11 protein-coding genes are annotated in these 13,731 nt (G+C 33.9%); 6 read left to right on the forward strand and 5 right to left on the reverse strand.

Going from position 1 to position 13,731, the window contains the following annotated elements:
• Position 1 precedes the first annotated feature (1 nt).
• Positions 2 to 1,000 (reverse strand): D-alanine--D-alanine ligase, encoded by a 999-nt coding sequence (locus R2808_RS07040; RefSeq protein ID WP_371270259.1) that lies wholly within the window; start codon positions 998 to 1,000, stop codon positions 2 to 4.
• An 82-nt stretch (positions 1,001 to 1,082) separates the two neighbouring features.
• Here R2808_RS07040 and R2808_RS07045 point away from each other — a divergent pair, with 82 nt between their 5' ends.
• The 3 genes from R2808_RS07045 to R2808_RS07055 are packed head-to-tail and all read left to right on the forward strand — an operon-like array spanning position 1,083 to position 4,218.
• A complete protein-coding gene (locus R2808_RS07045) occupies positions 1,083 to 1,709 on the forward strand; it encodes a PASTA domain-containing protein (RefSeq protein ID WP_371270260.1) in 627 nt (208 codons plus the stop codon).
• Positions 1,696 to 2,727: an RluA family pseudouridine synthase gene (locus tag R2808_RS07050; protein WP_371270261.1), complete on the forward strand. Its 1,032-nt coding sequence runs from the start codon at positions 1,696 to 1,698 to the stop codon at positions 2,725 to 2,727. The genes R2808_RS07045 and R2808_RS07050 overlap by 14 nt, the downstream gene beginning before the upstream one ends.
• A gap of 3 nt (positions 2,728 to 2,730) precedes the next feature.
• Positions 2,731 to 4,218, forward strand: a complete 1,488-nt coding sequence (locus tag R2808_RS07055; protein ID WP_371270262.1) for an aminotransferase class V-fold PLP-dependent enzyme — start codon at positions 2,731 to 2,733, stop codon at positions 4,216 to 4,218.
• Here the strand turns inward: R2808_RS07055 and R2808_RS07060 are convergent, their stop codons facing one another.
• From R2808_RS07060 to prfB, 3 genes are all read right to left on the reverse strand, one after another.
• Positions 4,219 to 5,880: a pseudouridine synthase gene (locus tag R2808_RS07060; protein WP_371270263.1), complete on the reverse strand. Its 1,662-nt coding sequence runs from the start codon at positions 5,878 to 5,880 to the stop codon at positions 4,219 to 4,221. It abuts the gene before it with no gap.
• 101 nt (positions 5,881 to 5,981) lie between these two features.
• Positions 5,982 to 7,625 carry an acyl-CoA carboxylase subunit beta gene (locus R2808_RS07065; RefSeq protein WP_371270265.1) on the reverse strand — a complete coding sequence of 548 codons (1,644 nt, stop codon included), beginning with the start codon at positions 7,623 to 7,625 and terminating at the stop codon, positions 5,982 to 5,984.
• A 71-nt stretch (positions 7,626 to 7,696) separates the two neighbouring features.
• Positions 7,697 to 8,795, reverse strand: a protein-coding gene (gene prfB, locus R2808_RS07070) for a peptide chain release factor 2 (RefSeq protein WP_371270266.1) whose coding sequence is annotated in 2 segments (ribosomal slippage) — positions 7,697 to 8,731 and positions 8,733 to 8,795 — 1,098 coding nt in all. Because the reading frame shifts where the segments join, the coding sequence is not laid out codon by codon here.
• A gap of 166 nt (positions 8,796 to 8,961) precedes the next feature.
• Between prfB and R2808_RS07075 the strand changes: the two genes are divergently transcribed.
• Entirely contained in the window at positions 8,962 to 9,981 is a 1,020-nt protein-coding gene (locus tag R2808_RS07075; RefSeq protein WP_371270267.1) for a low specificity L-threonine aldolase, read from the forward strand.
• Positions 9,982 to 10,008: 27 nt separating this feature from the next.
• Here the strand turns inward: R2808_RS07075 and R2808_RS07080 are convergent, their stop codons facing one another.
• Positions 10,009 to 10,332, reverse strand: a complete 324-nt coding sequence (locus tag R2808_RS07080; protein ID WP_371270268.1) for a YbaB/EbfC family nucleoid-associated protein — start codon at positions 10,330 to 10,332, stop codon at positions 10,009 to 10,011.
• A 64-nt stretch (positions 10,333 to 10,396) separates the two neighbouring features.
• Here R2808_RS07080 and R2808_RS07085 point away from each other — a divergent pair, with 64 nt between their 5' ends.
• Both R2808_RS07085 and R2808_RS07090 read left to right on the forward strand, forming a co-directional pair.
• Positions 10,397 to 12,529: a S9 family peptidase gene (locus R2808_RS07085; RefSeq protein ID WP_371270269.1), complete on the forward strand. Its 2,133-nt coding sequence runs from the start codon at positions 10,397 to 10,399 to the stop codon at positions 12,527 to 12,529.
• Positions 12,530 to 12,681: 152 nt separating this feature from the next.
• A complete protein-coding gene (locus R2808_RS07090; RefSeq protein ID WP_371270270.1) occupies positions 12,682 to 13,719 on the forward strand; it encodes a PLP-dependent cysteine synthase family protein in 1,038 nt (345 codons plus the stop codon).
• The last annotated feature ends 12 nt before the right edge of the window (positions 13,720 to 13,731 follow it).

The raw sequence follows: 13,731 nt of genomic DNA on the forward strand, positions 1-13,731 counted from the left end.
ATTATTTTTTAAACCTATTCCAAATAGGTTTTCGTTGTAAGGCTAGTTCAATTTCATTATCTAACAAATTGCTAAACTGTATTTGCGCATATTCTGCTTGTTGCGGAAAAATACTTTGCGGGCTTAGTCCTGGATTGGTATTTATTTCAATAAAATGCGGTACTCCATCAACTATAATAAAATCGGTTCGCGAAAAACCACTCATGCCTAACAATTCATATATTTTTGCTGCAGTTTCATAAACTCGTTTTTCTGTTTCTTTATCTAAGCGAGCTGGTGTAATTTCATCAGATTTGCCCAAATATTTAGCTTCGTAATCAAAAAAAGCATTGTGCGGCACAATTTCTGTAGTGCCAAGTACTGTTGTTTTTCCTTTAAAATTAATAACGCCTACAGAAACTTCTGTTCCTTTTAAGTACGATTCAATTAAAATATCGTTATCTTCTGCAAAGGCAAAGTCAAGTGCTTTTTCAAAATCGTTTGAATCTTGAACCATAGTTATACCTAAACTACTACCAGATTGATTGGGTTTTATAAATAAGGGTATGCCTAAAGTAGCAATAATTTCTTCTTTATTAATAGTATCGCCTTTACTTAAATATATAGAATTTGCTCGTGGAATATTAAATTTTGATAAAACGGATAATGTATCACGCTTGTTAAAAGTTAAGCTCGATTGGTAAAAACCACAACCCGTGTAAGGAATTTCGAGTAATTCCCAGTAGGCTTGCATGTGGCCATCTTCTCCAGGTGTACCATGAATAGTATTTACTAAAACATCGAATTCTATTTTTTTTCCGTTTAATTCTACCGAAAAATCAGCTTTGTTAATAGGAATTTTTTCTTCGTTATGTAATAAAAACCAACCTTCTTTTACAATATGAATTTCAAAAATAGCATAATTGCTTAAAGCTAAGTTTTGAAGTATTAATTGACCACTTTTTAATGAAATTACATATTCATCAGAATATCCACCCATTACAACTGCAACGTTTAGCATAAAATTTGAAAGTTTTATAATTAACAAAAATACATTATTTATTCAGAATTAGAAATGTTATCTTTGCCAAAATACTTTGTTTATGAGTTTAGTAAAGTTTTTAACCAGCAAAACATTTTTTATACAATTGGTAATAGCAATAGTACTAGTAGCTGTATTGGTATTTGGGTTATTAAAATTTTTAAATTTTAGAACCCATCACGGAAAAGAAATTGAAGTGCCAGATTTAATTAAAATGCAACTTACAGCTGCCGACGAGAAATTAAAGGAAGCTGGTTTAGAGTTGTATGTTTTAGATACAGTAGATTTTAGACCCGATTTACCACCGTTTTCAATTGTAGAACAAGATCCAAAACCGAAAAATGCAGTTAAAGACGGACGAAAAATTTATGTAAAAATAAATGCTGGAGAATATAGCGATGTTACCCTTCCCGATTTAGAAGGAAAAACTTTTCGCCAAGTTAGCGCTAATATTATATCGTTAGGTTTAAAAGAAGGTAAAGTAACCTATAAACCGCATATAGCAAAAGACGAAGTATTAGGTGTTTTTTTTAAGGGGAAAAAAGTGAAGAGAGGCGATAAAGTTAAAAAAAATGCCGTGTTAGATTTTCTTCTTGGCGATGGCGAAGAGCTTTACACCGACGATACTTTTACCAAAACAGACTCAATTAGTCAATCTCAGGAAACCGAAGACAATGCAGGAGAATAATTTTGAAGAACTTGAAGACGATTTATACGAACACCATAAATTTTTAGTGCCAAAAGGGCAACAACAGCTTCGTGTAGATAAATTTTTAATGAACTTAATTGAAAACACGACACGTAGTAAAATACAAAAAGCAGCCGATAATAACGGAATTTTAGTCAACAAAATTGCTGTAAAATCAAATTATAAAGTAAAGCCAAACGATGTTGTTCAGGTAATGCTCGAGCACCCACCGTATGAACATTTACTCAAAGGTGAAAATATTCCGCTTGATATTGTTTTTGAAGACGACCAACTTATTGTAGTTAATAAACCTGCAGGAATGGTGGTGCATCCAGGTCATGGAAATTATAGCGGAACGCTGGTTAATGCGTTAGCCTATCATTTTGATAATTTACCAATGAATAGTTCCAACCGACCCGGATTGGTGCATCGTATCGATAAAGACACTTCAGGATTATTGGTAGTAGCTAAAACCGAACAAGCAATGGATTATTTAAGCAAACAATTTGCCGAAAAAACATCGGAACGCGAATATGTTGCTATTGTTTGGGGAAATGTAGAAGCAGAGGAAGGAACTATCGAAGGAAATATAGATCGACATTTAACCAATCGTATGCAAATGGCAGTTTATCCCGATGGAGAAAAAGGGAAACCAGCTGTTACACATTATAAAGTTTTAGAACGATTAGGTTATGTTACCGTTATTTCGTGCCAATTAGAAACAGGACGCACACACCAAATTCGCGTACATATGAAATCTATAGGACATACTTTGTTTAATGACGAACGTTATGGCGGAAATGCCATTTTAAAAGGAACTACTTTTACTAAATATAAACAATTTGTAGATAATTGTTTTAAAGTTTTACCACGTCAAGCACTGCATGCTCGTACTTTAGGTTTTCAACATCCTACTACTAAAGAATTTATGCGTTTTGAAACAGAAATTCCGAACGATATGGTAGAATGTATCGAAAAATGGCGTATTTACTCGAAAGCCCAACAACTAGAAGATTAAATTATGACAACAACGCAACCTACACAACTCGAACAGTATTTTGAAAAATTTCGAAATCAAATTATAGGAATTAATGAAACCTTTTATTCTCCCTACGGAATTAAAAAAATTATTTATACTGATTGGACAGCAAGTGGGAGATTATACCGACCAATTGAAGAAAAATTAATGAACGATTTTGGCGCTTTTGTAGCCAACACACATACTGAAACTTCGGTAACAGGAACAGCAATGACATTTGCTTATCACGAAGCACGACAAATTATTAAAAAACACGTAAACGCAACTGAAAACGATGTTTTAATAGCTACAGGCTCTGGCATGACAGGTGTTGTAAACAAATTGCAACGTATTTTAGGTTTAAAAGTAAGCGAAAATTTAAAAGACTTTACAACTATTCCAAATGCAATTAAACCAGTAGTTTTTATTTCGCATATGGAACATCATTCGAACCAAACCTCTTGGCTAGAAACCATTGCCGATGTAGTTGTTGTTCCAGCAAGCGAAGATGGTTTATTTTGTTTAAATAATTTTAAAAAATTAGTAGAAAAATATAACGATAGAAGTTTTAAAATTGCTTCTATAACAGCTTGTTCAAATGTAACGGGAATAAAAACACCATATCACGAAGTAGCCAAAATTATGCACCAAAATGGTGGCGTTTGTTTCGTAGATTTTGCTTGTTCTGGACCCTATGTAAAAATAGATATGCACCCCGAAGATAACGAAGCGTATTTAGATGCTATTTTTTTATCGCCACATAAATTTTTAGGTGGACCAGGTACAAGTGGTATAATGATATTTAATAAAAATTTGTACAAAAATAATGTGCCCGATTGCCCAGGTGGTGGTACCGTTTTATGGACAAATCCTTGGGGAAAACACAAGTATATCGACAATATTGAAGATAGAGAAGACGGTGGAACACCAGGCTTTTTACAAGTAATAAAAACCGCTTTGGCAATTAAATTAAAAGAACAAATGGGCGTTGCTAATATTTTGGAACGCGAACGCGAATTGGTTTCCTATATTTTTAACCGATTAAGCACTGTAGATAACATTACTATTTTAGCACCACAACACCAAGACCGACTAGGTGTAATTTCATTTTATATAGATGATTTGCATTATAATTTAGGGGTAAAACTCTTAAATGATAAATTTGGAATACAAACGCGTGGCGGTTGTAGCTGCGCTGGAACGTATGGGCATTATTTATTACATGTAGATGAAGCTACTTCCGATTCTATTGTGTGCCAAATTACCGATGGCGATATGGAACATAAACCTGGTTGGATTCGTATGTCGATTCACCCTACAACTTCTTCCGAAGAAATTGAATATGTGTGTAATGCAATAATAGATATGGCAAAAAACCATGAAGAATGGAAAAAAGATTATATTTATAACAACAAAACCAATGAGTTTACACACAAAAACATACAAGAAAATCCAATAAAAGAGAAAGTAAACAGCTGGTTTTCGGTTTAGTTAAAACTCCGCTTCTTTAAAAATAGTCAAAATTTCTTTTGAAACAGGATGTGTAAACGTAATTTCTTCAGCATGTAAATGCAATCTATCCGCTTTTTTTCCATACAAATCATCACTCAAAATGGGACAATTTAAACCTAATTGATGCGATGCGTGCACTCGTAACTGATGCGTGCGACCAGTAATAGGGAAGAAGTGAATTCTTGTTTTTTTGTTTTTTATTTCAATTACTTTGTAGTGTGTTTCAGCAGGTTTTCCGTATTCATAACACACCAATTGATGGGGTCGATTATCCAAATCTACTCGCAAAGGTAAATTGATAATTCCTTCTGGTTTTTTTACAATGCCATCTAAAACAGCTACATAACGCTTTTTTACGGTTCGTTTTATAAATTGTGCTTGAATTTTTTTATAAATTTCTTCAGATTTTGCAATAATTAATAAACCCGATGTGGACATATCCAATCGATGTACAATTAGTGGCCCAGTAGCCTCAGGATATAGATTTTTTACCCTTTCAAAAACGGAATCTTGAATGTTTTTTCCAGGAACCGAGAGCATTTCTGCAGGCTTGTTTACCACAGCTAAATAATTATCTTCGAAAACAATTTCAATGGTTTTTCCTTCAGCAGGATTTTCCAATAATGGATTTTCCTCCATTTCAATTCCTTCAAGCATATGTGCTAAAATAGGTTTGCACTTACTTTGACACGCAGGATAAAATTGTTGGTTTTTTCGTACTTCACTCTTTGGCGATTGACCCCACCAAAATTCGGCTAACGCAATAGGCTTTAAGTTATTTTGAAAAGCATATTGCAATAATTTTGGAGCAGCACATTCTCCAGCACCAGCAGGTGGATTATTATCGAAAATTTCGCCAATAGATTTCATTTCTTTATTTTGATTTAAAAAAGTGTATTCCGAAAATAAGCGTTGTTGCAAGTCGCTTGATTTTTGTTTACGTTCATTTTTTAATTTCTCAATTTCAGAAAGCAACTTTTCAACTTTCAACTTTCGACTTTCCACTGTCAAATTCCAATATTTCGTCATTTTCTTCAACAAAATACTTTCTTTTTTACTTTCTTCAGAAAGTTCGATTTCTAATTGTTCAATTTCTTGTAACGAAAGGTTTTTAAAAGAAGTACGCTTAGTATCACGTTCTATTTTTAAATCTTTAATGCGTTGTTTTTGGCGCTGAATATCCGTTGTGGCTTCATGTTCTGTTTGTTTCAGATTTTCTTTGGCTTCAGCCAATTCTGTACTTTGTTCTAATTCTTCAATTTTTCGGTTGTATTGATTTAAAATCGCTTCTTCTTGTTTGAAAAAACTATTTTGAGTTAGCATATCAAAAACTGGTGGAACAAATTTTTCATGATGATTGCTATCGGCCAATTTTCCAGAAAAACCCCATAAATAGCCTAATTTTCCATTTTCATCTTGGCAAACCAAAACCCCAAACATTTTTCCAATTACCAACCCAATTTGATTTTCTTGTAAACCAAAATTATGCTCAAAATCGGTTTGCGTTTCTAAATAATTTTGCAATTCTTTAGCAGCGATTTCACTTAATAGATGCGGCTCGTAGTAAAAAGGAAACGTAAATTTTTCAGGTAAACTTATACCTGAAATATCGGTTTTGAAATGTTGGAATTTGTTATTCATAAAAAGAGTTGTCATGCTGAATTTATTTCAGCATCTAAAAAAAGAAATCCGAAATCGAAGATTCAAAGAATTTGTACAAGTTCGAAATGAAAAAAAATGTATTAAACTTGTATTACTCCTAAATTAAATGGTTTTTCGATAGGTGCATGGTTAGCAGCTTCAATTCCCATAGAAATCCAAGTACGTGTTTCTAATGGATCTATAACAGCATCTGTCCATAAACGAGCTGCTGCGTAATAAGGAGAAACCTGAGCATCGTATTTGGCTTTTATTTTATTGAAAAGTTCGTTTTCTTTTTCTGGAGTTAATTCTTCTCCCGATTTTTTAAGTGAAGCGGCTTCAATTTGTAATAAAACTTTGGCAGCTTGTGCACCACCCATAACCGCTAATTCTGCACTTGGCCAAGCGAAGATTAATCGTGGATCGTAAGCTTTTCCACACATGGCATAATTTCCGGCACCATACGAATTTCCAATAACAACCGTGAATTTTGGAACTACAGAATTCGATACTGCATTAACCATTTTGGCACCATCTTTTATAATTCCACCATGTTCAGATTTGCTTCCTACCATAAAACCAGTAACATCTTGCAAAAAAACTAAAGGAATTTTCTTTTGATTACAATTAGCAATAAAACGAGTGGCTTTATCGGCAGAATCAGAATAAATTACGCCACCAAACTGCATTTCGCTTGGTTTGGTTTTTGCTGCAGTAGTTTTTACAATTTTACGTTGATTGGCTATAATTCCCACAGCCCAGCCATCGATACGAGCATAACCAGTAATAATGGTTTGTCCATAACCCGCTTTGTATTCATCAAATTCAGAATTATCAACCAAACGCTTGATGATTTCCATCATATCGTATTGATCGGAACGCGATTTGGGTAAAATTCCGTAAATATCTTCTTCATTTTCAGTTGGTTTTTCTGCTTTAATTCGATTGAAACCCGCTTTTTCATAATCGCCAATTTTTCCAACTACCGATTTTATTCTGTCTAAAGCGTCTTTATCATCGTTTGCTTTATAATCAGTAACACCTGAAATTTCGCAATGCGTTGTAGCACCGCCAAGTGTTTCATTATCAATGCTTTCTCCAATAGCGGCTTTTACTAGATAGCTTCCTGCCAAAAATATACTTCCCGTTTTATCAACAATTAAAGCTTCATCACTCATAATAGGTAAATAAGCACCACCCGCTACGCAACTGCCCATAACGGCTGCAATTTGGGTAATTCCCATACTACTCATTATAGCGTTGTTACGAAAAATACGACCAAAATGTTCTTTATCTGGAAAAATTTCATCTTGCATTGGTAAATAAACGCCTGCAGAATCTACCAAATAAATAATAGGTAATCTATTTTCGATAGCAATTTCTTGAGCACGAAGATTTTTTTTACCGGTAATTGGAAACCAAGCACCCGCTTTTACGGTTGCATCATTGGCCACAACAATACATTGTTTTCCTTGAATATAGCCCATTTTAACAACCACACCACCAGAAGGGCAACCACCATGTTCGGCATACATGCCATCTCCAGCAAAAGCACCAATTTCAATACTTTTAGAATTTTTATCCAACAAATAATCAATTCGTTCGCGAGCCGTCATTTTGCCTTCGCTATGTAGTTTTTCGATACGGCTTTTACCGCCACCTAAACTAATTTGGGCAAATCGGCTACGTAAATCAGAAACTAATAATTTATTATGATCTTCGTTTATATTGAAATTTAAGTCCATGATATGTTGTGTTGTTTATTTATGTGTATTTTGAAAATGTATATTGTAAACTGTAAACCAATTACTTATTACTACTCACTATCTTTTTGTCCCATCATCATTAAATAGGCTTTTAAAAATTCGTCGATATCACCATTCATTACGGCATCAACATCGCTACTTTCGTAACCCGAACGTACGTCTTTTACTAATTTATAGGGATGCATTACGTAATTTCGAATTTGCGAACCCCATTCAATTTTCATTTTACCGGCCTCAATATCAGCACGTTGTTCGAGTCGTTTTTTCATTTCAATTTCATACAATTGCGATTTAAGCATTTGCATGGCGCGTTCTCTATTGTCGTGTTGTGAACGGGTTTCAGAACATTGAATTTGAATGCCTGTTGGCTTGTGAACTAATTGTACTTTGGTTTCTACTTTATTAACATTTTGTCCACCGGCACCACTAGAACGCGCAGTAGTGATTTCAATATCAGAAGGATTAACGATAATTTCTATAGTATCATCAACTAATGGATAAACATAAACGGAAACGAATGAAGTATGCCGCTTAGCATTGCTATCAAAAGGTGAAATACGCACCAAACGATGAACACCGTTTTCTCCTTTTAAGTAACCAAAAGCAAAATCGCCTTCAAATTCTAAAGTAACTGTTTTTACACCCGCTACATCGCCTTCTTGAAAGTTCAATTCTTTAATTTTGTAACCTTGTTTTTCGCCCCACATTAAATACATACGCATTAGCATCGATGCCCAGTCACAACTTTCGGTTCCACCAGCACCGGCAGTAATTTGTAATACCGCACTCATACTATCAGCTTCATCTGAAAGCATATTTCTGAATTCGATATCTTCGATATGAGTTATCGTTTTGGCATAATGTTCGTCGACTTCTTCGTCCGAAATTTCACCTTCTTTAAGAAAGTCGAGCATGATTTGTAGTTCATCGCACATTTCTAGACCTTTGTTGTAATCGTCAACCCATTTCTTTTTGGAACGTATTTCGCGTACTACTTTTTCGGCATCTTTGGGTTTGTCCCAAAAGCCGGGTGCTAAAGTTTTTTCTTCTTCGTTGGTAATTTCGATTAATTTTTTATCGATGTCAAAGATACCTCCTTAACGCACCAAGGCGATCAATAATGTCTTTTGCTTGTTCGGTATTTACCATAATTGTTGTAGTTTTGTTTGCTTGGAAACTAGCCCCGATAGCAGTGGAAATCCTTTTTAAAATTTACTTTGAAAAAATATTGTTTTCAAATTTTAAAAAGATTGCAACGAATAGCGGGAAATAGCTTCAAATAATAAAATTCAAAAGTAAGACATCTATTTTAGATATGGAAATAAATTTGATAAGTGATACAGTTACCAAACCTACTGCAGAAATGCTTGACGCAATGTTTACTGCTCAAGTTGGTGATGATGTGTTTAAACAAGACCCAACGGTAAATGAATTGGAAGCATATGTGGCTCAATTATTTGGTAAAGAAGCAGCCTTGTTTTTTCCAAGTGGTACGATGGCCAATCAAACGGCAATTCGATTGCATACAAAACCTGGTGATGAAGTAATTTGTGATAAATGGTCGCATATATTTTTGTATGAAGGTGGTGGTGTAGCTGCTAATAGTGGTGTTTCGTGTCATTTATTGGATGGAAATCGTGGTAAAATTACAGCAGAACAAGTAAAACAAGCTATTAATGATCCGGAATTTTATCATGCACCTATGACTCGATTGGTAAGTATTGAAAATACAACAAATAAAGGCGGTGGTGCTTGTTATGATTTGGAAGAATTACAAAAAATTAAACAAGTTTGTATCGCACACAATTTGAGTTATCATTTAGATGGTGCCAGATTGTGGAATGCATTAGTTGCTAAAAATCAAAAACCAAAAGATTTTGGCGATTTGTTTGATACGATTTCCGTTTGTTTATCGAAAGGATTGGGTGCGCCTGTGGGTTCTGTATTAGTAGGTAGTGCAGCCGATATGAAAAAAGCCATGCGGATTCGTAAATTGTTTGGTGGTAATATGCGTCAATCGGGCTATTTGGCGGCGGCTGGTATATATGCTTTGAAAAATAATATTTCACGCTTAGAAAAAGATCATGAACGAGCAAAAGAATTAGCTGCTGTTTTGCGTACAAAGGATTTTGTAAAAGATGTTGAACCAGTTGAAACGAATATTGTAATATTTACACTACAGCCTACTATAGATGAGAAACTTTTTATTGAAAAGATGAAGTCTAAAATGATATTAATCAGCTCTATGGGTCAAGGAAAACTACGTATGGTTACCCATATGGATTACAGACAAGTGATGCATGATTATGTATTGGAAGTTTTGGGAAAATTATAAGTAAAAAAGAGATTATTAATCTCTTTTTTACTTGAATAAATCCATACCTGGAATATTAGGCATGCCTTCTTTTGCAACGGCGGCCAATTCGTTTTCGTTTATATTTGTAGCTCTTTCAATGACTTTGTTTAAAGTGTTTACTAAATAATCTTCTAACATTTCTTTATCATTTAGTAAATCATCAGCTATTGAAATGTTTTTAATTTGGCGATTTGCCGTAAGGGTAATCTCTAACAATCCGTCCGAACTTTTTTCATCAATTAAAACAGTATTTAAGCGTTTTTTTGTGGCTTCAACTTTGGCTTGGGTTTCTTTTATTTTACCCATCATTCCCATAATATCTCCAAACATAATATTAAATTTTAATATTAAAGCACAAAATTAGTAAATTAGCCATGAATTAAAATGCAACTTCATGAAAAAAATAATTCTATTACTACCAATTTCTCTTATTTTTGCGACCGCTTGTAAAGATAAAGATAACACCATGAAAAATACCATGCAGCCGCCAATAGCAAAAAAAAATCCCCATAAATTAGAAAAACATGGCCATGTAAGAAATGATGATTATTATTGGTTAAACGATAGGGAAAATCCAGAAGTGATTGCTTACCTAGAAGCAGAAAATGAGTATTACCAAAAAATGACGGCACATACACAACAATTTCAAAAAGAGTTGTTTGAAGAAATGAAAAGCCGTATTAAAGAAGATGATGAATCGGTGCCTTATTTTTATAATGGATATTTCTATATCACACGATTTGAAAAAGGTAAAGACTATCCAATTTATTCAAGAAAAAAAGGAAGTTTAGAAGCTAAAGAAGAAATTATGTTCGATTGCAACGAAATGGCAAAAGGGCATTCGTATTTTAACTTAAACGGAATTTCGGTAAGTGAAGATAATAAATGGGTAACCTTTGGAATTGATACCGTTTCACGCCGACAATATACTATTCAAATTAAAAACTTGGAAACGGGTGAAATTTTACCTGATAAAATTGAAAATGCAACAGGTAGTACCGCTTGGGCAGCCGATAATAAAACTTTTTTCTATACCAAAAACGATCCAAAAACACTTCGTTCTGATAAAATTTTCAGACATCAATTAAATTCTGATGCTGCAAATGACGTTTTAGTTTTTCATGAAAAAGATGACACTTTTTATACTTTTGTTTATAAAGAAAAATCGAAAAAGTATTTGGTTATAGGCTCTACAAGCACAATGACTTCTGAGTTTCAAATTTTAGAGGCCAACAATCCAAATGGAAATTTTAAAGTATTTCAACCACGTACAAGAGGTTTAGAGTATTCTATTTCGCATTACGGCGATAGTTTTTACGTGTTGACTAATAAGGATAAGGCTACTAATTTTAAATTGATGAAAACGCCTGAAAGCAAAACCTCATCAGATAATTGGGTCGATTTAATTCCTCATCGTAATGATGTTTTACTAGAGGGAATCGATATTTTTAAAGATTATCTGGTAGTAGAAGAACGTGCTAATGGATTAAATAAAATTCAAATTCGACCATGGAATGAAGAAGAAGCTTATTATCTTCCTTTTGAAAGTGAAACCTACACGGCTTATACCACTACTAATCCCGATTTTGATACCGATATATTGCGTTTTTCGTATCAATCGTTAAAAACGCCTTCATCTGTTATCGATTTTAATATGAAAACCAAACAAAAAACGGTTTTAAAAGAGCAAAAAGTATTGGGCGGAAAATTTAATAAAGATAATTACGAAGAAAAACGCATATGGGCCACAGCAAATGATGGTACTAAAGTGCCAATTTCTATAGTGTACAAAAAAGGAATGCAATTAAATGGAAATAATCCGCTATTACAATATGCTTACGGTTCATACGGAAATTCGCTTGATCCTTGGTTTTCGTCAACCCGTTTAAGTCTATTAGATCGTGGATTCATTTTCGCCATTGCACACATTCGTGGCGGCGAAGATTTAGGCCGCCAGTGGTATGAAGACGGAAAATTATTGAAAAAGAAAAATACCTTTACCGATTTTATCGATTGTTCCAAATATTTAATTAATCAAAAATATACATCGCCCCAACATTTATATGCCGAAGGCGGCTCTGCTGGTGGACTTTTGATGGGAGCAGTAGTTAATATGGCACCAGAGCTCTACAATGGTGTAATTGCACAAGTACCTTTTGTAGATGTGGTAACAACAATGTTAGACGACACCATTCCATTAACAACTGGCGAGTACGACGAATGGGGAAATCCTAATGAAAAAGAATATTACGACTACATGTTATCGTATTCGCCTTACGACAATGTAAAAGCACAAAATTATCCTAATATGTATGTTTCTACAGGTTTGCACGATTCGCAAGTACAATATTGGGAACCCGCAAAATGGGTAGCAAAATTACGTGCATTAAAAACCGACAATAATGTTTTGTATTTAGATACCAATATGGACGCAGGGCACGGTGGCGCTTCTGGAAGGTTCGAAGCACTTAAAGAATTAGCAAAAGAGTTTGCCTTTTTATTAGATTTAGAAAAAATTGAAGAATAGTTTAACTTTTTTTGTTAAATTTGCAAGGTTTTCTGTTTCAAATTTTCATACGAAATAGAATAAATTAATTTATGAAATGAGTCAAGATGAAATTTTTTCAACATTAATTTTGACGAATTCCATCTGACATTTAAAGTAAATAAAATTAACAGATGAAAGAAATAAAAGCGTACAACAATGTTCTTGAATTAATTGGGAATACGCCACTTATCAAGTTAAATAAGATTACAAAAAACCTGACAGGAAATTTTTACGCAAAAGTAGAAGCTTTTAATCCAGGACATTCAACTAAAGACAGAATTGCACTTTATATTATTGAAGAAGCCGAAAGAAGAGGTATTCTAAAACCGGGCGATACAATAATTGAAACCACTTCGGGCAATACAGGTTTTAGTATTGCAATGGTTAGTATTATTAAAGGCTACGACTGTATTTTAGCAGTAAGTTCAAAATCGTCTAAAGATAAAATTGATATGCTACGCACAATGGGAGCAAAAGTTTACGTTTGCCCAGCACATGTATCAGCAGACGATGAACGTTCATATTACAATGTAGCCAAAACATTGCACGAAGAAACTAAAGGTTCTATATATATTAACCAATATTTTAATGAATTAAATATTGATGCGCATTATAGAATGACAGGTCCAGAAATTTGGGAGCAAACAGGCGGAAAAATTACACATTTAGTAGCTTGTAGCGGAACAGGCGGAACCATTTCGGGTACTGCACGTTTTTTAAAAGAGAAAAATCCGAATATTAAAATTTTAGGCGTAGATGCTTACGGTTCGGTTTTAAAAAAATACCACGAAACTAAAGAATTCGATAACAATGAAATTTATCCTTACAGAATAGAGGGTTTAGGAAAAAATTTAATTCCTACAGCAACCGATTTTGAAAGTATTGATAAATTTATGAAAGTATCCGATGAAGAAAGTGCACATACTGCACGCGAAATTGCCAGAACAGAAGGTTTGTTTGTAGGTTATACATCGGGAGCAGCATTACAAGCTGTAAAACAATATGCAGAAGAAGGTGAGTTTACAAAAGATAGCAATGTAGTTATTATTTTTCCAGATCATGGTTCGCGTTATATGAGCAAAATTTATAGCGATGAATGGATGGCAGAACAAGGCTTTTTTGATAGTGTGAATATAGAAGACAAACAAAAAGTTGAAGTTATAAAATAATATTCAAAATAC

It is taken from the genome of Flavobacterium sp. (genome assembly GCF_041392005.1).
In the GTDB taxonomy this organism is placed as follows: domain Bacteria; phylum Bacteroidota; class Bacteroidia; order Flavobacteriales; family Flavobacteriaceae; genus Flavobacterium.

Coding starts and splice junctions, on each gene's coding strand:
- R2808_RS07065 (WP_371270265.1), bottom strand. CDS start 7,625: ATGGACTTAAATTTCAATATAAACGAAGATCATAATAAATTATTAGTT.
- R2808_RS07080 (WP_371270268.1), bottom strand. CDS start 10,332: ATGTTTGGAGATATTATGGGAATGATGGGTAAAATAAAAGAAACCCAA.
- R2808_RS07090 (WP_371270270.1), top strand. CDS start 12,682: ATGAAAGAAATAAAAGCGTACAACAATGTTCTTGAATTAATTGGGAAT.
- R2808_RS07060 (WP_371270263.1), bottom strand. CDS start 5,880: ATGAATAACAAATTCCAACATTTCAAAACCGATATTTCAGGTATAAGT.
- R2808_RS07075 (WP_371270267.1), top strand. CDS start 8,962: ATGGAAATAAATTTGATAAGTGATACAGTTACCAAACCTACTGCAGAA.
- R2808_RS07040 (WP_371270259.1), bottom strand. CDS start 1,000: ATGCTAAACGTTGCAGTTGTAATGGGTGGATATTCTGATGAATATGTA.
- R2808_RS07050 (WP_371270261.1), top strand. CDS start 1,696: ATGCAGGAGAATAATTTTGAAGAACTTGAAGACGATTTATACGAACAC.
- R2808_RS07085 (WP_371270269.1), top strand. CDS start 10,397: ATGAAAAAAATAATTCTATTACTACCAATTTCTCTTATTTTTGCGACC.
- R2808_RS07055 (WP_371270262.1), top strand. CDS start 2,731: ATGACAACAACGCAACCTACACAACTCGAACAGTATTTTGAAAAATTT.
- R2808_RS07045 (WP_371270260.1), top strand. CDS start 1,083: ATGAGTTTAGTAAAGTTTTTAACCAGCAAAACATTTTTTATACAATTG.